This is a genomic window from Bradyrhizobium dasycarpum (assembly GCF_042019905.1).
Lineage (GTDB): Bacteria > Pseudomonadota > Alphaproteobacteria > Rhizobiales > Xanthobacteraceae > Bradyrhizobium > Bradyrhizobium japonicum_B.
The window spans coordinates 6,428,100-6,447,776 of sequence record NZ_CP169574.1; the positions used below are offsets into that span (position 1 = coordinate 6,428,100).

Annotated in this window: 14 protein-coding genes and 3 pseudogenes; 11 read left to right on the top strand and 6 right to left on the bottom strand. The window is 66.0% G+C overall.

Translation table 11 applies throughout. The features are described 5' to 3' along the window. Positions 1 to 2 precede the first annotated feature (2 nt). A complete protein-coding gene (locus ACETMP_RS30690) occupies positions 3 to 719 on the bottom strand; it encodes a L,D-transpeptidase (RefSeq protein WP_375159064.1) in 717 nt (238 codons plus the stop codon). Positions 720 to 992: 273 nt separating this feature from the next. Here ACETMP_RS30690 and ACETMP_RS30695 point away from each other — a divergent pair. From ACETMP_RS30695 to ACETMP_RS30705, 3 genes and pseudogenes are all read left to right on the top strand, one after another. Further along, positions 993 to 2,046, top strand: a pseudogene (locus ACETMP_RS30695) (glycosyltransferase family 4 protein). 33 nt (positions 2,047 to 2,079) lie between these two features. Then, positions 2,080 to 2,769, top strand: a complete 690-nt coding sequence (locus ACETMP_RS30700) for a methyltransferase domain-containing protein (protein WP_375159065.1) — start codon at positions 2,080 to 2,082, stop codon at positions 2,767 to 2,769. A 231-nt stretch (positions 2,770 to 3,000) separates the two neighbouring features. Then, complete coding sequence (locus tag ACETMP_RS30705) at positions 3,001 to 3,660, top strand: hypothetical protein (protein WP_375159066.1); 660 nt, start codon at positions 3,001 to 3,003, stop codon at positions 3,658 to 3,660. A 239-nt stretch (positions 3,661 to 3,899) separates the two neighbouring features. Here the strand turns inward: ACETMP_RS30705 and ACETMP_RS30710 are convergent, their stop codons facing one another. Beyond that, positions 3,900 to 5,564, bottom strand: a complete 1,665-nt coding sequence (locus ACETMP_RS30710; protein WP_375159067.1) for an aminotransferase class III-fold pyridoxal phosphate-dependent enzyme — start codon at positions 5,562 to 5,564, stop codon at positions 3,900 to 3,902. Positions 5,565 to 5,599: 35 nt separating this feature from the next. Here ACETMP_RS30710 and asd point away from each other — a divergent pair, with 35 nt between their 5' ends. Both asd and ACETMP_RS30720 read left to right on the top strand, forming a co-directional pair. After that, positions 5,600 to 6,463, top strand: coding sequence for an archaetidylserine decarboxylase (gene asd, locus ACETMP_RS30715; RefSeq protein ID WP_375159068.1), 864 nt, complete (start codon positions 5,600 to 5,602; stop codon positions 6,461 to 6,463). Positions 6,464 to 6,530: 67 nt separating this feature from the next. Then, positions 6,531 to 7,118 (top strand): NUDIX hydrolase, encoded by a 588-nt coding sequence (locus tag ACETMP_RS30720; RefSeq protein WP_375159069.1) that lies wholly within the window; start codon positions 6,531 to 6,533, stop codon positions 7,116 to 7,118. Between the two features lie 190 nt (positions 7,119 to 7,308). Here the strand turns inward: ACETMP_RS30720 and ACETMP_RS30725 are convergent. Together ACETMP_RS30725 and ACETMP_RS30730 are read right to left on the bottom strand one after the other, a co-directional pair. Continuing rightward, positions 7,309 to 8,720, bottom strand: a pseudogene (locus ACETMP_RS30725) (FecR domain-containing protein). 258 nt (positions 8,721 to 8,978) lie between these two features. Beyond that, complete coding sequence (locus tag ACETMP_RS30730) at positions 8,979 to 9,764, bottom strand: DUF2147 domain-containing protein (protein WP_375159070.1); 786 nt, start codon at positions 9,762 to 9,764, stop codon at positions 8,979 to 8,981. Positions 9,765 to 9,958: 194 nt separating this feature from the next. On the opposite strand from ACETMP_RS30730, the gene ACETMP_RS30735 reads away from it, so the two are divergent. The 3 genes and pseudogenes from ACETMP_RS30735 (at position 9,959) to ACETMP_RS30745 (ending at position 13,153) form a co-directional block, all read left to right on the top strand. Next, positions 9,959 to 10,804, top strand: a complete 846-nt coding sequence (locus ACETMP_RS30735; protein ID WP_375159071.1) for a DUF2147 domain-containing protein — start codon at positions 9,959 to 9,961, stop codon at positions 10,802 to 10,804. Between the two features lie 425 nt (positions 10,805 to 11,229). Further along, positions 11,230 to 12,431, top strand: a pseudogene (locus ACETMP_RS30740) (extensin family protein). Positions 12,432 to 12,565: 134 nt separating this feature from the next. After that, on the top strand, positions 12,566 to 13,153 hold the full coding sequence (locus ACETMP_RS30745; protein ID WP_375159072.1) for a histidine phosphatase family protein: 588 nt from the start codon (positions 12,566 to 12,568) through the stop codon (positions 13,151 to 13,153). A gap of 18 nt (positions 13,154 to 13,171) precedes the next feature. Here ACETMP_RS30745 and ACETMP_RS30750 read toward each other — a convergent pair whose 3' ends face one another. Further along, complete coding sequence (locus ACETMP_RS30750) at positions 13,172 to 13,513, bottom strand: DUF6665 family protein (protein WP_375159073.1); 342 nt, start codon at positions 13,511 to 13,513, stop codon at positions 13,172 to 13,174. A gap of 43 nt (positions 13,514 to 13,556) precedes the next feature. Further along, positions 13,557 to 14,192, bottom strand: coding sequence for a TetR/AcrR family transcriptional regulator (locus tag ACETMP_RS30755; protein WP_375159074.1), 636 nt, complete (start codon positions 14,190 to 14,192; stop codon positions 13,557 to 13,559). Positions 14,193 to 14,386: 194 nt separating this feature from the next. Between ACETMP_RS30755 and ACETMP_RS30760 the strand changes: the two genes are divergently transcribed. The 3 genes from ACETMP_RS30760 (at position 14,387) to ACETMP_RS30770 (ending at position 19,631) form a co-directional block, all read left to right on the top strand. Beyond that, positions 14,387 to 15,694 carry an HlyD family efflux transporter periplasmic adaptor subunit gene (locus ACETMP_RS30760; protein WP_375159075.1) on the top strand — a complete coding sequence of 436 codons (1,308 nt, stop codon included), beginning with the start codon at positions 14,387 to 14,389 and terminating at the stop codon, positions 15,692 to 15,694. Positions 15,695 to 15,896: 202 nt separating this feature from the next. Then, the gene (locus ACETMP_RS30765; protein ID WP_375159076.1) at positions 15,897 to 17,483 is read left to right on the top strand and encodes a DHA2 family efflux MFS transporter permease subunit; all 1,587 of its coding nucleotides are present in this window, start codon (positions 15,897 to 15,899) and stop codon (positions 17,481 to 17,483) included. Between the two features lie 348 nt (positions 17,484 to 17,831). Then, entirely contained in the window at positions 17,832 to 19,631 is a 1,800-nt protein-coding gene (locus ACETMP_RS30770; RefSeq protein WP_375159077.1) for an ABC transporter ATP-binding protein, read from the top strand. Positions 19,632 to 19,677 lie beyond the last annotated feature (46 nt).

The following is a 19,677-nucleotide window of genomic DNA, read 5'->3' on the forward strand; positions in this document are numbered from 1 at the left end:
GCTCAGCGCGTAGCGGTTCCGAGTTCCGCGCGGCGTTCCGTCATCGGCAGCACCACGACCTTGGTGCCGACATTGACGCGGGAATAGAGGTCGGTGACGTCTTCGTTGGTCATGCGGATGCAGCCGGACGAGACGCGCTTGCCGATGGTCTCGGGCGCGTTGGTGCCATGGATGCGATAGATGGTGCCGCCGAGATACATGGCGCGCGCGCCGAGCGGATTGCCGGGGCCGCCGGCCATGTGGCGAGGCAGATAGGGCTGGCGGGCGATCATCTCCGGCGGCGGCGTCCAGGCCGGCCACTCGGCCTTGCGGGTCACCGACTGGATGCCGGACCAGGTGAAGCCGTCGCGGCCGACGCCGATGCCGTAGCGCAGCGCCTGGCCGCCTCCGAGCACGTAATAGAGATAGGTGTTGGGCGTATCGATGATGATGGTGCCGGGCGCTTCGCGCGTCGCGTAAGCGACGGTCTGGCGGCGGAAGCGGGCCGGCATCTCGACGGCGTCCTGGTCCTCGGACGGCTCGGTCTGGTAGGTCGGCCCCTGATACGGCTGGTAGGGCTGGAACGGCTGCGGCGCGGCCATCGGCGGCAGCGGCTGGAAGAACGGGAAGATCTGCACCGGCGCCGCCTTGGCGCTACCCGCGAATGCGATTGCGGAGACCGCGACTGCGCCAAAAGCAACCGCGCGCGAAAACGTCTTGAACGTGTCCAGATTGAACATGTGATCGCCCCTGTTGGCTCGGTGTTTTGCTCACCGCGGCACCGCTGCGGTGCTCTGTTGCCTGGATCACTAACGGCAAAACGTTTCGGGACATTTGCGCGGAAAACCGAAAACGGTTTCACCGCGGCAAGAATTGTTTCATGACAGTTTCGTGGCCGCGGGCGTCCGTTAACGAACAAAACGACGGGCCGACACTTCTATGACGTCACACGCCTGAAATATCCTTCGTTGATGGTCGGAAACCGAGAATCATCAAACTCTCGGGATTTTCCCATGCGGGTATTAATCGCGACGGACGCCTGGCATCCGCAGGTCAACGGCGTTGTCCGGACGCTGACCTCGCTGGCGAATGCGGCCAAGGCGCTGGACGTCGAAATCGGCTTCCTGACCCCGGACGGCTTTCCGTCCTGGCCGCTGCCGACCTATCCGGGCCTGCGCTTTGCGCTGCCTTCGACGAAGGAGATCGCGCGGCGCATCGAGACCGCGGCGCCGGACGCGCTGCACATCGCGACCGAAGGCCCGATCGGCTGGGCCGCGCGAGCCTATTGCCGCCGCAACCGACTCGCCTTCACCACCTCCTACACGACGCGCTTTCCCGAATACGTCGCGGTGCGGACCGGAATCCCCGCAAGCGTCGGCTATGCCGTGCTGCGCCATTTCCACGATGCCGCCGCCATGACCATGGTGGCGACGCCGTCGCTGCGGCAGGAGCTGTTTGAGCGTGGCTTCAAGCGCCTCGGCTTCTGGACCCGCGGCGTCGACACCGAGCTGTTTCATCCCGATGCTCCCGCTCAGCCTCGAGCTGCCGCGGCCGATCTTCATGACCATGGGCCGCGTCGCGGTGGAGAAGAATCTCGACGCGTTCCTCGCGCTCGACCTGCCCGGCACCAAGGTGGTCGTCGGCGACGGCCCGCAGAGGGCGGCGCTGGAACGGAAATATCCCGATGCCGTCTTCCTCGGCGAGAAGAAAGGGGCCGATCTCACCGCGCATCTCGCCGCCGCCGACGTGTTCGTGTTTCCGAGCCTGACCGATACGTTCGGCGTGGTGCAGCTCGAAGCCCTCGCCTGCGGCACGCCGGTTGCCGCGTTTCCTGTCACGGGTCCGAAAGACGTCATCGCCGATCATCCGATCGGCGCGATCGATCACGATCTGCGCGCCGCCTGCCTGCGCGCGCTCACCATGTCGCGCGAGACCTGCCGCAACTTCGCGCTGGAGCGTTCCTGGGAAAACAGCGCGCGCCAGTTCGTCGGCAACCTGACCTCACTCCAACCCAGCCGCGCCTTGCGCGCCTCGCCCCGCATGGCGCGGCGGCCGGTGCGCGGTTGAACTTTCGTTAGACCCACAGCGAGAACCTCATCGATGGCCAAGATCATGAACCTTGACGGCACCCAGCAGCTCGACCTCACCCGCGGCACGGTCGAGCAGGCCTATGACCGCTGGGCCCCGGTCTATGACCTCGTGTTCGGCGGCGTGTTCGCCAAGGGCCGGCAGGCGGCGATCGCGGCCACCAACAAGATCGGCGGCCGCGTGCTCGAGGTCGGTGTCGGCACCGGCATCTCGCTGCCGATGTACGCGCCGCATTTGCGCATCTTCGGCACCGACATTTCGGAGGCGATGCTGGACAAGGCGCGCCGGCGCGTCGCCGAGCGCAAGCTGAAGAATGTCGAGGGCCTCGCGGTGATGGACGCCGAGAAGCTCGAATTCCCGGACAATTCCTTCGACGTGGTGATGGCGCAATATGTCGTCACCGCGGTGCCGAATCCGGAGAAAGCGCTGGACGAATTCGCCCGCGTGCTGCGTCCGGGCGGCGAGCTGATCGTCCTCACCCGCGTCAGCGCGGATGCCGGCATGCGCCGCTTCATCGAGCAGAAGCTGCAGCCGGTGGTGCGTCCGCTCGGCTTCCGCACCGCCGAGTTCGCCTGGTCGCGCTACACGAAATGGCTGGCCGGCGCCAAAGGCATCGAGCTCGCCGAACGCCGCCTGATCCCGCCGCTCGGTCATTTCTCGCTGGTGCGCTTCCGCAAGGTCGACGTCGCCAAGGCGGCGTAACTGCTACTCCTCATGGTGAGGAGGCGCATAGCGCCGTCTCGAACCATGAAGGCCCGGCTGATGCAGCTCGGCCTTCATCCTTCGAGACGCGCGTTCCGCGCTCCTCAGGATGAGAGGTGAGTAAGTCGTGCGTCATCGCGCCGCTGCATGCCATCACATGACAAGATGATGTTGTCACACGACGTACATCGAATCCCTTTAACCCGTAGCCGAAAGCATTTGGGGAAGAGCATGATCAAGAATTATCTCGAGCAGCTGCGGATCCAGCGCTGGGACGACCATCGCTACTACCACCACAGCCGCATCAATCAGAGCCTGCACTTCGTCAGCGCGCTGAGCTTCCTGTTCGCCTATGTCTGGCTGTTCGTCGATCCCGTGGTCTCCGCGCTGGTCGGCTGGCTGATCTCGATGACCTCGCGCCAGGCCGGTCACTTCTTCTTCGAGCCGCACGATTACGATCACGTCAACCAGGCGACGCACGAGTACAAGGAAGAGATCAAGGTCGGCTACAACCTGCAGCGCAAGGTCGTGCTGATGGCGATCTGGGCGCTCTCGCCGCTGGTGCTGGTGGTGGATCCCACGTTGTTCGGCCTGTTCACGCCCTGGCAAAGCGCGACCGACTTCATGCGGCAGGTTGCCAAGATCTGGCTCGTGGTCGGCGGCGGCGGCCTGTTGTTCCGCACCGTGCACCTGTTCTTCATCCGCGACGTCGAGACTGGCCTGGTCTGGATGACCAAGATCCTGACCGATCCTTTCCACGACCTGATGCTCTACCACAAGGCGCCGCTGGCGCTGATGCGCGGCGAGCTGATGGATCCCGGCCTGCACCTCAACCCCGAGCACACGCTGGGCCTGATCGGCGAGCCCACGCTCGAGGAGCAACACGCCTGAGCGCGCTGGTCTCACCAGGGATTTCGATGTCTCATGGCTACGTCATGCCCGGGCTCGTCCCGGGCATCCACGTCTTGGGGGCTGCGAAGGCGGTGACCTTTGCCGCAAACGCCGTCATTCCGGGATGGTCCGAAGGACCAGACCCGGAATCTCGAGATTCTCAGCTGCGCAATTGCGCACCGGAGTTCGGCTCTTCGAGCCGCCCCGGAATGACGGTGGTGGGGTGGAGAGAGCGGGCCTCAGCGACCCAACCGCCTGGCCAGCATCTCTTTCAAAATCTGCCGCTTGATCTGCTTGTTGGTGAGCACGCCGTCGTGCCACCAGAAGCCATCGGCCCTCATCTTCGCGGCCGCGCGGACGAAGCGTTCGGCCACTTCGGCGAAGTCTGCGTCGGTGTAGTTGAGGCTGAAGATCAGCCGGCCGGTGCCGACCCAGCTCAGCGCCAGACCTTCGGCGCGCAGGTAATATTGCAGCATCCAATTGTAGCGGGAGGGCGTCGTGTATTTCACCGTCCAGATCGAGGAGAAGTTGGCGAACCGCACCGGCAGCTCGGCGTCCTCCATCATCCGGTTGAGCTTCTGCACGCGGCCGTTCCAGGTTTCCTCCAGCCCGTCATAGATGGCGCGGAAGTTCGGGCTGGCGAGCCGGCTCAGGAATTCGTCCATCGCCGTCATGACATAGGGATGCGAGTTGAAGGTGCCGCGGGCGAAGCAGATGTCGGCGGGACGATCGTCGCGGAAGCGGCGCATCAGGTCCTTCCTGCCGCAGACGACGCCGACCGGCAGGCCGCCGGCGAGGCTCTTGCCGTAGGTCACCATGTCGGCCTTGACGCCGAAATAATCCTGGGCGCCGCCGGCGGCGAGACGGAAGCCGACGAACACCTCGTCGAAGATCAGGACGATGCCGCGCTGGTCGCAGACCTCGCGCAGCTTCTTCAGCCACTCCGTGTAGGCGGCCCGATCGAAATTGCCGCCGCGGGAGGAATCGACCAGCGAAGAATCGCCGGGCGCGTTGGCGTTGGGATGCAGCCCCTGCAGCGGATTGACCAGCACGCAGGCGATGTCCTTGCGCGTCTTCAGCACGTGCAGCGTCTTCTCGGACATCTCGGCGAGGGTGTAGGTTTCGTGCGCGGGGATGGGATTGCCGACGCCGGGCTGCACGTCGCCCCACCAGCCGTGATAGGCGCCGGCGAAGCGGACGAGATGCGTGCGCTTGGTATGATAGCGCGCCAGCCGCACCGCCTGCATGACCGCTTCGGTGCCGGACATGTGGAACGAGACCTCGTCGAGGCCGGAGATCCGGCAGAGCCGCTGCACGTTGTCGAGGATGACAGGATGGTACGGGCCGAGCACCGGGCCGAGCGCATGCGCACGCTTCTCGGCGCCCTCGATGCACTCCTTGTAGAAGTCGTTGCCGAAGATGTTGACGCCGTAGGACCCGGTGAGATCGTACGACGTGTTGCCGTCGACGTCGGTGATGGTGACGCCGCTGGAGGATGCCACGAAGGTCGAGGTGCCCAGATGCTCGCGGACCAGGCGCGAGAACTGGAACGGCACGCGGTAGCTCTCGGTGAAGTTCAGGTCGGGGATTTTCTCCGCCGCTTCCTTTGTCATCGCGCGCCCCTTCGGGTAGCGCTCGGCGTAGAGGGCGGCGAGACGGAAGAAGCCGTCCTTGCGCTGCGCGGCGATGTTCGCCGGCGCGCCGTCGCACGCGAAGTAGTCGTTCTCTCCGAACTCGTAGAACGGGAGCAGCCTTGCCACCCGGCGCGACATCTTGGAGTGGCCGGCGAGCGATCGATGCTTGGCGCGGGAGAGTTCGATCCGCGCCTTCAACTTCGGGAGGACGGCGGCAGCGGACGCTGCGGCGGCCACGGACATCGAGAGAATCGGGAGTGTCGTTTCCATGACAACAAGCGCTAAACCTGTGAGCTGACAGATTCATGACAGTCAAAGCCCTCATCGCCTCTTTCACCCAGCAGGAAGACCTCAACTTCCTGTTGACCAACCGCATCCCGCGCGCGGCGCTGACCCGCTTCATGGGCTGGTTCTCCAAGATCGAGAATCCCCTCGTGCGGGACGTCTCGATCGCGCTGTGGAAGCTGTTCTCCGACCTCGACCTGTCCGAGGCGCGCAAGGATCATTTCACGAGCCTGCACGATTGCTTCACGCGGGAGCTGAAGCCGGGCCTGCGGCCGTTCGATCCGGACCCCTCCATCGTCGCCAGCCCCTCGGACGGCATCGTCGGTGCGCATGGACGGATCGCCGACACCGAGCTGTTCCAGGTCAAGGGCGCTCCCTATTCGCTGCTCGACCTCGTCGGCGATTCCGCGCTGGTCGATCGGCACCGCAACGGCTCGTTCGTCACGCTGCGGCTGACCTCGAGCATGTATCACCGCTTCCATGCGCCCTATGACGCGCAGATCGAGGGCGTCACGCTGATCCACGGCGACGTCTGGAACGTCAACCCGATCGCCTTGAAGCGGGTCGAGCGGTTGTTCTGCAAGAATGAGCGCGCCGTGATCCGCACGCATCTCTCGACCGGCGAGGCCGTGACGCTGGTGCCGGTTGCCGCGATCCTGGTCGCGAGTATCCGGTTGCATTTCCTCGATAGGGTGCTGAACGCGCAGAGCCGCGGACCGTTCAATTTCCCCTGCGACGTCAACGTCGCCAAGGGCGAGGAGCTCGGCTGGTTCGAGCACGGCTCGACCATCATCATCCTGGCGCCCGGCGACTTCACCTTCTGCGACGGGATTGCCGAGGGCACACGTATTCGCGCCGGCCAGGGGCTGCTCAGAAGAAAGTAGCCTTCAATCCGCCGTCCCCGGCGCCTATATCGTCGGTGGGGACGGTTCGACGACGACGGATTTGGTGATGGCGCGGGCGCCGGTGATGGCGGCGGGTGGTATCGTGCTGCGGCGTGGTTCGACGCCGCTGATCGCGGTCGTGCGCCAGCGCAAGCGCAACGAATGGGTCTTGCCCAAGGGCAAGCTCGACGACGGCGAGACGCCGAAGGAAGCCGCGCATCGCGAGGTGCTGGAGGAGACCGGCCACGACGTCGCCGTGCACGAATTCCTCGGCACGCTCGCCTACCAGTCCGGCGGACGCTCGAAGGTCGTGCATTTCTGGCGCATGGAGGCCGAGGGCGGGCCGGTCCGGAAGCTGATGAACGACGTCAAGGCGGTCGACTGGCTCTCGCTGGACGACGCGATCGCGCGGCTGTCGCGCGAATACGAACGCGCGTTCCTGACCCAGACCGGCCCGATCGCGCTTGCGGCAGCGGGGCTGGCGCCTCGATCCGCCCCGGAGTCGAAGCAGGTTTCCGAGCCGGTGTCGCCATTGGCGAAAGACGATATCGATGCATCGCTGCAGACGCTGACACCCGCGGAAGCGGCTTCCGTCGACGAGTTGCGGCAAGGCCTGTTGCGCAAGGTGAAGGCCTGGCTGCGCGGCGAAGCGTGAGTTTGGAAACGTCCGCGAGCTGAGTGCGTGCGAGAGCGCGCGCGTTTCCTCCGAGTCGTCATTGCGAGCCACCGGGTCCGCGCAGTGCGCGGCCCGATGACGAGCTCCGCGAAGCAATCCAGAGTCTTTTCACGGAGACACTCTGGATTGCTTCGCCGCAAGGGCTCCTCGCCATGACGGGAGCGAGCAATTACCGCCGCTCTTTCTCCTTCGGCGCGGGCGGGGATCTGTGCGGCGCTGCGGGACGTTGCGCGGCGGGGAGGCGCGGCTGGAGGCCGCCGGGGCGCTGCATGCCTGGTTGAGCCGCAGGCTGACCCGGTTGCAATCCCGTGCGCGGCAATGGCTGCTGCGGGCCTGCTTGCTGTGCCCCGCCTGGTTGCGGCGGCACGATTCCTCCGGGCTGAATCTGTCCACCACGCTGGGGCTGAATTTGCGGCGTGCTGTTGGGCGCCGTGCCTTGTCCGGCGCGCGGTGCGCGTGGACGGCCGGCCCTTGCTGCTGCCCGGCACGCGGCGTGCCCGGCTGCACCGCGCCGCCGTGTTGTCCTCCCAGCCGCTGCGGCGGCTGGGCGCCGTGCTGTGTTCCCTGCCGGCCCGGCGTGCCCGGCTGCTGCTGGCCTGGACGGTTGTTCGGCCCGTTCAGGCGCTGCGGCTGCTGGCTTGGCGCCGTCGTCGGTCGCAATTGTTGCTGCTGTGGCGGCTGCACCGGCCGCGGAATGCGGCTGATCGCGCCTGGATTGGCGCGGCGGAAGTCGCGCTGCTCGGTGACGATCCGGCGCCCCGTGGTCTGCGCCAGATGGACCTGGCTGACGAAGCCGCGGTCGCGCGCGACCTGCTGTGCGGGAATCCTGATCGGCACCGCGGCAAAGCGCATGATTCCGGCAGCGGCTGCGCCAGGCCGGATCGCAAAGCCGCTGGCGCCTTGCGTCAGCGCGCCGAGCCGCGCGCCGCTGATGCGGTCGTCGACGTCGATATGGCCGACGCGGCCGTCGGCGTCGGGATAGAGCTTGATGTTGACGTTGCGCGCGCCGCTGGCGGCGGCGCCTTCGGGCACCTCGACGACGCCGGTGGTGCCGCGGATGCCGAGCGTCGCCGTCGGCGTCGTGATCTTCATGCTGCCGGTCTTCGCCACGGCCGCCGCAACGAAGGCGACTGTGCCCTTGCCGATGTCGAAGATTCCGGAGTTCTGCTTGCCGCCGTCTTCATAGACGTAATTGTCGATGGTGATCTTGGAGCTGGCGGAGAGATTGAACGTGGTCGCGTCGTTGAAGGTGATGCCGAGCGTGGAGTTCGACGAGGTCTGCACGACGTCGTTGAGATAGATGTCGTCGCGGAGGCGCAAAGGATAAGAGTTCTTGTCGCGGATCACGGTCGCGATGCCCGTGACGGTCGCGACGTTGCCGATCGGCTCGACGGCGGTCACGTCTGCGTCCGTAGCCGGTGTCGGCGAGGCCGAGGGCGTTGGGGAAGGTGCAGGCGCTGGGTCCGTCTGCGGCTGCGCCTGAGCAAACTTGATTGCATCGGATGCATGCGCCACGCCGCCGCCCGCCAGCGGCAATGCCAGCAGCGCAAGCGCGAACACGAAGCGGCGCCTAGCCGGCATTGATGTCACGAGGAAGTCCCGGTGAGAACGCGAGGCGAGATCGGCCGATCTCAACTGGGCCGACCTGAATGGCGGATGAACATGTGTGGTATGGGAGGGTGAACGTTCAAACGCCATGCTGGGTGAGGGCGTGGCTTCGCCTTTGCTCGTCATTCCGGGCGCGACGAAGTCTCGACCCGGAATCTCGACGTGGAGTCCGTGGCGCCGCGATCCCGGGTTCGATGCTGCGCATCGCCCGGGGATGACACGCTCCGTGGGTCAGCTCACACGCTTCCAGGTCTGGCCGCCGCAGAACATGCCGCCGAAGGCGCAGCCTTGCACGCGCATCGTATTCGGGCCCTTCATCGCGATGGTCGAGTCGTAGTTGCGGCCGGAATTGGGATCGCGGATGCGGCCGCTCCACTTCGAGCCCTCGGGCTTCATGTTGATCAGGATGCGCTCGTTGGTCTTCTCGGCGTAGCCGCACAGATTGGCGCCGCACTGCTCGACCCGGACATTGCCCTTCCCCTCTTCGGTTGCCCAGATGCCGATCGGCGAGTTCGCTACCGCCACAGGCGCGGCAGCCACCGGAGCCGGAGCGGGAGCGGCCGCCGCCGCAGCGGGCGCAGCAACGGGAGCGGGCGCCGCGGCGGGCGCGGGCTGCATCGTCGTGTCGACGGACGGCGCGGCGGCAACGGTCGACGCGGGCGCGGCGGGAGCGACAATTGGTGCGGCCGGTGCGGTCGCCTGAACCGGTGCCTGCTGCACGGGCTGCTGCTGCACCGGAGTCGGCGCGGGCTGCGCGGCCGTGCCCGGAGCCGGCGTGGTGTCGGCGTCATCATCCTTGGAGCCGCCGAAGCCCTTGAGGTTGATGTTGTTCAGCTTGATCGGCTTGTCCGACAGGCCCGGTGCGACGATGGTCACGCAGTTGAGCGAGGCGCAGTTGCGCGGCGTCTCGATGCGGATGTGCTGGCCCTCGATCTGGAACGAGATCGTATTGCCGCCGGCATGGGCGGCGGTCGAGGCGAGGAAGAGCGCGGTGGCGGCGACGGTGAGCTTGTTCATGACAACCTCCGAAAATGGCGCGGTCTCGATATGGACCGAAGTCGCTGGTGGATGAAACGTGGCTCGACCTTATGCCGGGCCGGCCCGGTGTTCTGTGATGGGGGTCACAAGGGCGGCGCGCGTCTGGGTGAGGCAGCGCACATTCGGCCGCAATTGCTCTGCGTAAGGTCATCGCGACATTGAGGGAGAGGGCGATGCAACGGCTTGCGACTTCGCTTGGCACATTGATCGCGCTGATGGCGATCGCGCCGGCGGCCGAGGCCGGTTCCTATTCCATCTCGATTGGCCGCCACCGCTTCCATGTCGAGGCGCCGAGAACGTGCCGATCCACAACCTGCGTGTCGATCTCGTCCCATCGCAGCTTTCGGCCGGTGGAAAACGCCGCGACGCGACCGGTCCCGCCGCCGGCGCCGATTGCCCGGACCTCGCCGGTCGATCCGGCCATCCCGCCTCGCCCGCCGCAGGCGACCCTGGTCGCAACACCGCCGGCTGCTTCAGCACCGACGCTGGCCGCGACGACATCGCAGCCGGTCGTGCCGCCGCAGACACCAAGACCAGAGCCGCCGAGACCTGAGCCACCAAGAGCCGAGGCGCCGGATCCCGATCCGCCGCGCCTGGAGCCGCCGCCGGTCCCGAGCCCCGAGATCAAGCAGACCGTGGCGATCGCACGGCGCAGCGACGACGAGCAGGCCTATACGCCGCTCGGCGAATGGGAGAGCCGAGGTGCCAAGGGCACGGTCCGCATCGAGCGCTGTGGCCCTGCGCTTTGCGGTTATGCGCTGACCGAGGCCTCGAGCCGGGGCGAGAGCGTGCTCGTCAACATGAAGCCGAAATCGCACGACGTCTGGACCGGCAGCATCTACAGCCGCTCCAGCGGCAACACCTATTACGCGACGATGACCCTGAAGAGCTCCGGCAGGCTCCGCGTCGAGGCCTGTGCGCTTTGGCGTTTCTGGTGCTCCGGCAACGATTGGACACGGATCGACGCGCCGCGCGAGCAACTGATCACGACCTCGCGGCAGTGGAGTGCGCGGTCGTAGCGTTGCGCAAAATGCCGGCGCCGCTTGCGGGAGAGCATGTCCGCGAACGCCAGCGCGCGAGGATAGAACGCCTCATCCGGCGCTTCGCGCCACCTTCTTCCGCAGGGGGAGAAGGGAAGAAGCCGCCTTCGATGCACTCGATGGATGAGCCGCTAGAGCATGCCGAGCACGATGGCGCCGACGAAGGCCATGGCGAGGTAGGCGGTGACTACGCTCAGTTTCCCGGCGAACGTCATGAGTCGCTTCCTCCACGTGCGCTGCTTTGCGCGCGAGGATCATAGTTAACAGAGAGTCTCGTCTCGATAAAGTCAGCCCTGCTGTCGTTCGGTCCTGTCCCAAGCTTCGGCACGCGGGCCGGTATGGTTAAAGAACACTGAAATCAATGTGTTGAAGAGTCTTTAAGTAAATTCACCGAACGTGCGTGCATGACGCGCGGAGTTCGTTTGTATCTCGTCGGCTCCATCGTCCTTGTTTCGCTAGCGGGTTGCGGACGCGGCTTCTTCCAGGCCGAACGCGAACCGTGGCGGGCCGAGGCGGAAGCCGCATGCCTGAAATCGGGCGCGGTGAAAGAGGGGCCGGATCTCGTCCGCATCGACCCGATTTCCGGACCCGGCCAGTGCGGCGCCGAATTTCCACTCAAGGTCGCCGCCATCGGCGAAGCCTCCAGCACCTATGGCTTCGCCGACGAGCAATTGCGCCCCCCGGGAGCATCGGCAACCAGCCGCGCTGGCCCGTGACGCAGCCGCAATCGAACTATCCGCAGGGGCAAAACTATCCGGCCTCCGCCTATCCGCCGCGGTCGAACTATCCCGAGAGCGCGGTGCGCCACCCGTCCGGCTACGGCGCCTCGTCCGGGCCGATGTCTCTGAACGCACCGGGCGTGGCGGCGGAGGACGAGATCGACCTGCCGCCCGATGGCACCGATGCCGCAGGCGCGGCGCGCTACATGAATGCGCCGAGCTATCCGGCACGTCCGGCACCTTATTCGCAGGCGCCTGCGCAGCAACCGCTGCCGCGCCTCGGCCCTGCGCAAGGCAATTCCGTCACGGCCGTCGGGCCCGTCGCAATCAAGCCGACGGCGACGCTGGCCTGTCCGATCGTGTCCGAGCTCGACCGCTGGCTCGCCGACACTGTGCAGCCTTCGGCGATGCGCTGGTTCGGCGTCCGCGTCGCCGAGATCAAGCAGATCTCCGCCTATTCCTGCCGCGGCATGAACGGCAACTCGCGGGCTCATATCTCCGAGCACGCCTTCGGCAACGCGCTTGACATCTCCGCCTTCGTGCTGGCCGACGGCCGCCGCGTCACCATCAAGGACGGCTGGCGCGGCATGCCGGAGGAGCAGGGCTTCCTGCGCGACGTGCAAGCGGGTGCGTGTGCGCATTTCACCACCGTTCTCGCGCCGGGCTCGAACGTCTTTCACTACGATCACATCCACGTCGACCTGATGCGCCGCGCCAGCCGGCGCCTGATCTGCCAGCCGGCCGCCGTGTCCGGCGAGGAGGTCGCCGCGCGTGCGCAGTCGCGCAGCCCCTATGCCAATGCGCGCGATACCTCCGTCACCGGCTCGCTCGGTGGGCGCAAGAGCACGGCACGCAAGCGTGAGGATGACGAGTACATCGACGAATAGGCATTGCCTTGCGAAAATCGACCTCCACCGTCATTGCGAGCGGAGCGAAGCAATCCAGACTATCACCGCGGCGGTAGTCTGGATTGCTTCGTCGCAAGGGCTCCTCGCAATGACGGGGGAGACCGAAATTCACCATGACCGCCGACATCGTCCGCTATCTCACCCACCCGCAGGTGCAAATCGATCCCGATGTGCCGGTGCCGCAATGGGGATTGAGCTCGGTCGGCCGCGCGCGCACCGAGGCCTTGGCGAATGCAGGCTGGCTCGCAAGCACGACGCAGATCGTCTCCAGCGGCGAGCGGAAGGCGATCGAGACCGCCGAGATCATTGCCGCTCGTCTCGGACTGATGATCGAGATCCGCGAGGCCATGCACGAGAACGACCGTTCGGCGACCGGCTTCCTGAAGCCGGCCGAGTTCGAAGCCGTCGCCGACCAGTTCTTCGCCTTGCCTCATCTCAGCGTGCGCGGCTGGGAGCGCGCCGCAGATGCGCAGGCGCGGATCGTGCGCGAGGCTGAGGCGGTGCTGGTGCGAGATCGTCCCGGCGACGTCCTCTTCGTCGGCCACGGCGCAGTCGGCACGCTGCTGTTCTGCCACATTGCGGGCCGTCCGATCGCCCGCATCCACGATCAGCCCGCCGGCGGCGGCAACTGCTTTGCGTTCGCGCGGGAGGGGCGGCGGGTCCTGCACGGGTGGCGCGCAATGGAAGCCATCGGAACTTGAGCTCGGCGGAGCCGGAATTCACCCGGCAGCCGGCTTCCGCGGTGCAGGTGGCAATCCCATGCAGCACTGCACTTCGGCCGGGACGTTGTAGGTGCGCATGATGTGGCGGCTGTCGCGCAGGCCCGTCGCCTCGCGCTGCACCACGAACATCCAGAGCGCCTGGCCGGCCTCCAGCACCAGCTTGCGCCTCGCCGGCTGCATCGAGGCTGCAGTTCCCGTGGCGGCGTGGGCGGCGTCAAACTCGCGCAAGCGCGCCAGCGCCTGTTCGAGCGCGCGGCCCATCCGACCGAGGGCCGAGGCCTGTTCCTGGACGATCTCGTAGTGGAGGATGTCGACCGGCGGGCGAAGATCACGAGACATGGCCGCAATATAATGCCGCCCCGCCTGCCGGTGCAACGCGCTGCTACTTCGTCTTGTACGCCGCCAGGAACATCCGCGTGGCGCTGTCGACCACCTCGGCCATGCGCTGTTCCGACGGTGCCGGCGCGGCCTGGAACACGAAGGGCAGGAAGAGTGAAGCCTTGGCCAGTTCCATGAACTGCGAGGCGGCAAGATCGCAATCCTCGATATCGAGATCGCGCGCGACCACACGGGCCCTGAGATAACCGGAGAGGCGGCTGATGCTCTTGTCCAGCACCCGCGCATAATAGCGGCGGCCGACATCAGGCATGCGTTCGGCGATCGCCATCACGGTCCGGATCGCCGATCCGCCACCGGGCCGGCAGATCAGATGAAGGTAGGCGAGACCGAACTCCCTCAGCGTGGCCTCGGCATCGCGGGCAGGATCGAAGCTGAACACGACCTGGCCATGCTGAAGGGCCTCTTCCTCGATGATGGCTTCGAACAGCGCGGACTTGTCGGCGAAGTAGACGTAGAGCGTGCCCTTGGAGACCTGCGCGGCGCGCGCGATCTCGCCCATGCTGGCGCCGTCGAAACCCAGATCCATGAACACCTTGCGGGCACCGTCCAGGATCTGGCGACGTTTGGTGCCGTCCTCCTCTTGGACGGCGTGCAGATGGTCGCGGCCGGCTACAACCATTGGTTTAGGATCTCGGAAGATTTTCTGATCAGATGCTGAACGGTGAACGCAAATAGAAGGTATTCGGCCCAGTAAAGTGCCGCTTAGAGCCATTTATATATTGACCGAACCGTTCGGTCAATGATATTTGAGATCAGCGACAGGGTAAGCGGCCTCCGGCCGGCCGTCCTCGATCGCCTTTTGTGGAGGCCTTGATGGCGGCATCGAGAGACCAGGCTGCGCGAGTCCTTCGCCAGCAAGCGGCGGAGCAAGCCGGCGCTAACGCTGCGATCGAGAACTCCGCTCTCCTTGCCGAGCAGCCGCGCGGTCAAATGGCCGAGGAGGCCAAGCGCCGCCCCGCTGAGGTGCAGGAGAAGCCCGCCACTGACGAGCCGGCCGCACCAGCGCCGGATGCTCCCGCCGGCCGTGCTCCCAAATCCGGCAAGCGCAAATTCATCCTGATGGGCGTCGGTCTGCTGCTCGCGCTCGCCGCCGCGAGCTATGCCGGCTATTACACGCTGGTCGGCCGCTTCTACGTCTCCACCGACGACGCCTACGTCCGCGCCAACAACACCATGCTGGGCGCGCGGGTATCCGGACACGTCGCCGCGATCCTTGCCGGCGACAACACGCCGGTGCGCGCCGGCGACGTCGTCCTGCGCATCGACGACGGCGACTACAAGATCGCGGTCGATGCCGCCGCCACGAAGATCGCGACCCAGCAGGCCGCCATCGATCGCATCGGCCGCCAGGTCGCCGCGCTCGACAGCCAGGTGGCGCAGGCCAAGGCTCAGCTCGTCTCGGCCCAAGCGGGCCTGAAGCGCGCTGATCTCGATTACGAGCGCCAGCAGGCGCTGAGCACCAAGGGGTTCGCCTCGCGTGCAGTGTTCGAGAGCTCGGAAGCCGGACGCGACCAGGGCGCCGCCGCGGTCAAGGCCGCGCAGGCCGCCTACGACGTTGCCGTCAGCAATGTCGAGGTCGCCAAGGCGCAGCAGGCCGAAGCGCAGGCCCAGCTCGCCGAGCTCAAGACCACGCTGGCCAAGGCCGAGCGCGACCTCAGCTTCACGGCGGTGCGTGCGCCGGTCAACGGCACGTTCTCCAATCGCCTCGTCAACACCGGCGACTTCGTCGCGGTCGGTCAGCGCCTCGGCAACATCGTGCCGCTGGACGACGTCTATATCGACGCCAATTTCAAGGAGACGCAGCTCAAGCGCATCCGTCCCGGCCAGCCGGTGACGATCAAGGTCGACGCCTACGGCATGCGCAAGTTCTCCGGCGTGGTCGACAGCATCGCGGCGGGCGCGGGCTCGGTGTTCACGCTGCTGCCGCCCGACAACGCCACCGGCAACTTCACCAAGATCGTGCAGCGCGTGCCGGTCCGCATCCGCGTGCCGAAGTCGGTGGCGAAGCAGAACCTGCTCCGTGCCGGCATGTCGGTCTATGCCACCGTCGACACCAACAAGGGTGCGGCCGACGCCGACAGCGAGGTCGATCTCGACGATCCCGCGGTCCATCCGCAGTAGGATGCGGTGAAATGAATCGCGCTGCAGCCGCAAGTGCAGGTGCGCTCCCGCTCCCGCTTGCGGGCGAGGGCTGGGGAGAGGGTGCATCGGCAATGGGACAGTTCCTAAGCGGAGAGAACCCTTACCCGGCGCAGCGCGGCGACCTCTCCCGCAAGCGGGAGAGGTGTACCCAACTCGTAGCCTGCTCCAGTCAGAGCTGACCATGGCAACCGCCACCACCGCTTCACCTGCCATGATGGCGGACCCGGCGTCGGAGCGCATCGCGCCGAAGCGGCTGTTCGCTTTCATCATCATGGTGTTCGGGATGTTCATGTCGATCCTGGACATCCAGATCGTCTCGGCGTCCCTTAGCGAGATCCAGGCCGGCCTGTCGGCAAGCTCCAGCGAAGTCTCATGGGTTCAGACCGCCTATCTGATCGCCGAGGTCATCGCGATTCCGTTGTCGGGCTTCTTGTCGCGTGCCTTCGGCACGCGGCTGTTGTTCGCGATCTCGGCGGCCGGCTTCACTGCCGCGAGCCTGCTCTGCGGCTTTGCCTCCACCATCGAGGAGATGATTCTTTGGCGCGCGCTGCAGGGATTCCTGGGCGCCGGCATGATCCCGACGGTGTTCGCCTCGGCCTATACCGTGTTCCCGCGAACGAAATTCCACATCGTCGGCCCCATCATCGGGCTGGTCGCGACCCTCGCTCCCACGATCGGGCCGACGGTCGGCGGCTACATCACCGACCTGATGTCGTGGAACTGGCTATTCTTCATCAACGTCGTGCCCGGCATCGGCATCACCGTCGGCGTGCTAGCGCTGGTCGATTTCGACGAGCCGCATTTCGAGCTGCTCGACCGCTTCGACTGGTGGGGCCTCCTGTTCATGGCCGGCTTCCTCGGCACGCTGGAATATGTGCTGGAGGAGGGCCCGCAATATGAATGGATGCAGGACACTTCGGTGGCGACCTGCGCCTGGATCTGCGGTCTCTCGGCGATCGCCTTCTTCTGGCGCGTCTTCACCGCGGCCGAGCCGATCGTCAATTTGCGCACCTTCACCGACCGCAATTTCGCTGTCGGCTGCACTCTGCAGTTCTGCATCGGCATCGGGCTCTATGGCCTGACCTACATCTATCCGCGCTATCTCGCCGAGGTGCGAGGCTACAGCGCGCTGATGATCGGCGACACCATGTTCGTCTCCGGCATCACCATGTTCCTGGTCGCGCCGCTGGTCGGCCGGCTCATGGCGAAAGTCGACATGCGCTACATGATCGCGTTCGGCCTCGTCGTGTTCGCGCTCGGCTCCTACCAGATGACCTGGATGACGCGGGACTATGATTTCTATGAACTGCTGGTGCCGCAAATCCTGCGTGGCGTCGGCATGATGTTCGCGATGGTCCCGACCAACAACGTCGCACTCGGCACGCTGCCGCCCGACAAGGTGAAGAACGCGAGCGGCGTGTTCAACCTGATGCGCAATCTCGGCGGCGCGCTCGGCCTTGCCGTCATCAACACCGTGCTCAACGACCGCACCGACCTTCACATCAGCCGCCTGCAGGAGCGCGTGACCTGGGGCAACGCGACCGCCACCGAAACCCTCAGCATGTTCATGCAGAAATTTCAGGGACTTGGCGATTCCGCGCTGATGGCCATGAAGCAGCTTTCCCAGCTGGTTCATCGCCAGGCCGTGGTGATGAGCTTCGGCGATGCCTTCTTCATGCTGACGCTGTTCTATCTCGCGCTCAGCTTCCTGGTGCTGCTGCTGAACAGGCCGCCGTCGCCGTTCGGTGCCGGGGGCGATGCGCACTAATTTGCAACACTCCTCCGTGAACTCGCACGGGCCCCGTTGCAATGCGCGCGCCACACATCTATAAAGCGCACCTCATTCAATCGAACCGGGAGGGATTTGCATGATTTCGTCGCATTCGCAGATCGTACGCCCGCGCTCGATGATGACCTCGATCACGTTCTGGCTCGGTATGTACGCGGCCTGTTAGAGGCCTCTTCCGCCAGCTTCGATTGGGCCAAGGTTTCGACCAAGCGTCCCGATCGTTCCGCTTCCCAAGTCAAAGTCAGTTTTGAGTGACGCTGTTTCGGCCCTCGTGGCCGGCCTGTGTCCGTCGATGGAGCCGGCCCGCGCGTGCGGCCGGATGATGTCATGACCGCTCTGTCCAAGAGACCCGCCGCAATTCGCGTGGTGCTGCCCTTCGTATTCCGGCACTGGCTGAAGCAGCCGGGGCGCGGCCTGATCGTGGCCGGCGGCCTCCTGGGTGCGACCATCGCCGATTTGTTCATGCCGGTGTTCTCGGGGCACCTGGTCGATGCGCTGACGCGCGGCCCGTCCGATCTCGAGGCGCGCCACGCCGCGCTGGCGGCATTCGGCGCGATTGTGGCGCTGGGCGCGGCCTCGATGGTGCTGCGGCTCGTCGGCCTTCAGGCGATCGTGCCCTTCACGCTGAAGATCATGTCCGACGTCGCGCAGGACGCGTTCACCCGCGTGCAGCGCTTCTCGACCGACTGGCACGCGAACTCCTTTGCCGGCTCCACGGTGCGCAAGATCACCCGTGGCATGTGGGCGCTCGACCTGCTCAACGACACCATCCTGATGGCGCTGGCGCCCTCGCTGCTGGTGCTGGTCGGCTCGATGATCCTGATCGGCGTGCACTGGACCTCGCTCGGCCTCGTGATCGCGATCGGGGCGATCCTCTACGTCACCACCACGGTCGTGTTCTCGACGCGCTACATCGCGCCGGCTGCACGCGTCTCCAATGCCTGGGACACCAAGGTCGGGGGTACGCTGGCGGACGCGCTGACCTGCAACGCGGTGGTGAAATCCTTCGGTGCCGAAATGCGCGAGGACTCGCGGCTGGCCCGCGTCATCAACCGGTGGCGGGTGCGCGTGCGGCGGACGTGGTTTCGCTACAACTACACCGCCATGGCGCAGCTGTCGCTGCTGCTGGCCTTGCGCGCCTCCGTGATCGGCGGCTCGGTGCTGCTGTGGATGTCCGGGCATGCCTCGCCCGGCGACGTCACTTATGTGCTGACGAGCTATTACGTCATCCACGCGTACTTGCGCGACGTCGGCATGCACATCAACAACCTCCAGCGCTCGGTCAACGACATGGACGAGCTGGTGGCGATCCATGACGAACCGATCGGGATTGCGGATGCGTCCGATGCGCGGCCGATCGCAATCGAGGGCGGCGAGATCGTGTTCGACGACGTCACGTTCCACTATGGCGGCCATCGCGCGCCGCTCTACGACGGGCTGTCGGTGACGATCCGGGCCGGCGAACGCGTGGGCCTGGTCGGACGCTCGGGCTCCGGCAAGACCACCTTCGTCAAGCTGGTGCAGCGGCTCTACGACGTCAGCGGCGGCCGCGTGCTGATCGACGGGCAGGATATCGCGCTCGCCACCCAGCAGTCGCTGCGCAGTCAGATCGCGATCGTGCAGCAGGAGCCGATCCTGTTTCACCGCACGCTTGCGGAGAACATCGCCTATGGCCGGCCGGGGGCCAGCCTGGAGGCGATCGAGCAGGCGGCGCGGCTGGCGAATGCGCACGACTTCATCCTGCGCCTGCCGAAGGGCTACGGCACGCTGGTCGGCGAGCGCGGCGTGAAGCTGTCGGGCGGCGAGCGGCAGCGCGTGGCGCTGGCGCGCGCGTTCCTGGCGGATGCGCCGGTGCTGATCCTGGACGAGGCGACCTCGAGCCTCGATTCGGAATCGGAGGCGCTGATCCAGCAGGCGATGGAGCGACTGATGAAGGGCCGCACCTCGATCGTGATTGCGCACCGGCTGTCGACGGTGAGGAGCCTCGACCGCATCCTGGTGTTCGACCGCGGCGAGATCGTCGAGCAGGGCACCCACGCCGTGCTCGCGAGCAAGCCCGGCGGCATCTATCGCGGCCTGTTCGAGCGCCAAGTGGTGGAGCTCGGACATATCGCGGCGGCGGAATGAACGGCGCGGGGCGGCGGGCGCCCCGCTGTTTCGCCGCCGAGGAATG

What these genes read in the sequence shown, in the direction of transcription:
- ACETMP_RS30690 (WP_375159064.1), bottom strand. Translation starts at nt 719, where the DNA reads ATGTTCAATCTGGACACGTTCAAGACGTTTTCGCGCGCGGTTGCTTTT.
- ACETMP_RS30700 (WP_375159065.1), top strand. Translation starts at nt 2,080, where the DNA reads ATGGCCAAGATCATGAACCTTGACGGCACCCAGCAGCTCGACCTCACC.
- ACETMP_RS30705 (WP_375159066.1), top strand. Translation starts at nt 3,001, where the DNA reads ATGATCAAGAATTATCTCGAGCAGCTGCGGATCCAGCGCTGGGACGAC.
- ACETMP_RS30710 (WP_375159067.1), bottom strand. Translation starts at nt 5,564, where the DNA reads ATGGAAACGACACTCCCGATTCTCTCGATGTCCGTGGCCGCCGCAGCG.
- asd (WP_375159068.1), top strand. Translation starts at nt 5,600, where the DNA reads ATGACAGTCAAAGCCCTCATCGCCTCTTTCACCCAGCAGGAAGACCTC.
- ACETMP_RS30720 (WP_375159069.1), top strand. Translation starts at nt 6,531, where the DNA reads ATGGCGCGGGCGCCGGTGATGGCGGCGGGTGGTATCGTGCTGCGGCGT.
- ACETMP_RS30730 (WP_375159070.1), bottom strand. Translation starts at nt 9,764, where the DNA reads ATGAACAAGCTCACCGTCGCCGCCACCGCGCTCTTCCTCGCCTCGACC.
- ACETMP_RS30735 (WP_375159071.1), top strand. Translation starts at nt 9,959, where the DNA reads ATGCAACGGCTTGCGACTTCGCTTGGCACATTGATCGCGCTGATGGCG.
- ACETMP_RS30745 (WP_375159072.1), top strand. Translation starts at nt 12,566, where the DNA reads ATGACCGCCGACATCGTCCGCTATCTCACCCACCCGCAGGTGCAAATC.
- ACETMP_RS30750 (WP_375159073.1), bottom strand. Translation starts at nt 13,513, where the DNA reads ATGTCTCGTGATCTTCGCCCGCCGGTCGACATCCTCCACTACGAGATC.
- ACETMP_RS30755 (WP_375159074.1), bottom strand. Translation starts at nt 14,192, where the DNA reads ATGGTTGTAGCCGGCCGCGACCATCTGCACGCCGTCCAAGAGGAGGAC.
- ACETMP_RS30760 (WP_375159075.1), top strand. Translation starts at nt 14,387, where the DNA reads ATGGCGGCATCGAGAGACCAGGCTGCGCGAGTCCTTCGCCAGCAAGCG.
- ACETMP_RS30765 (WP_375159076.1), top strand. Translation starts at nt 15,897, where the DNA reads ATGGCAACCGCCACCACCGCTTCACCTGCCATGATGGCGGACCCGGCG.
- ACETMP_RS30770 (WP_375159077.1), top strand. Translation starts at nt 17,832, where the DNA reads ATGACCGCTCTGTCCAAGAGACCCGCCGCAATTCGCGTGGTGCTGCCC.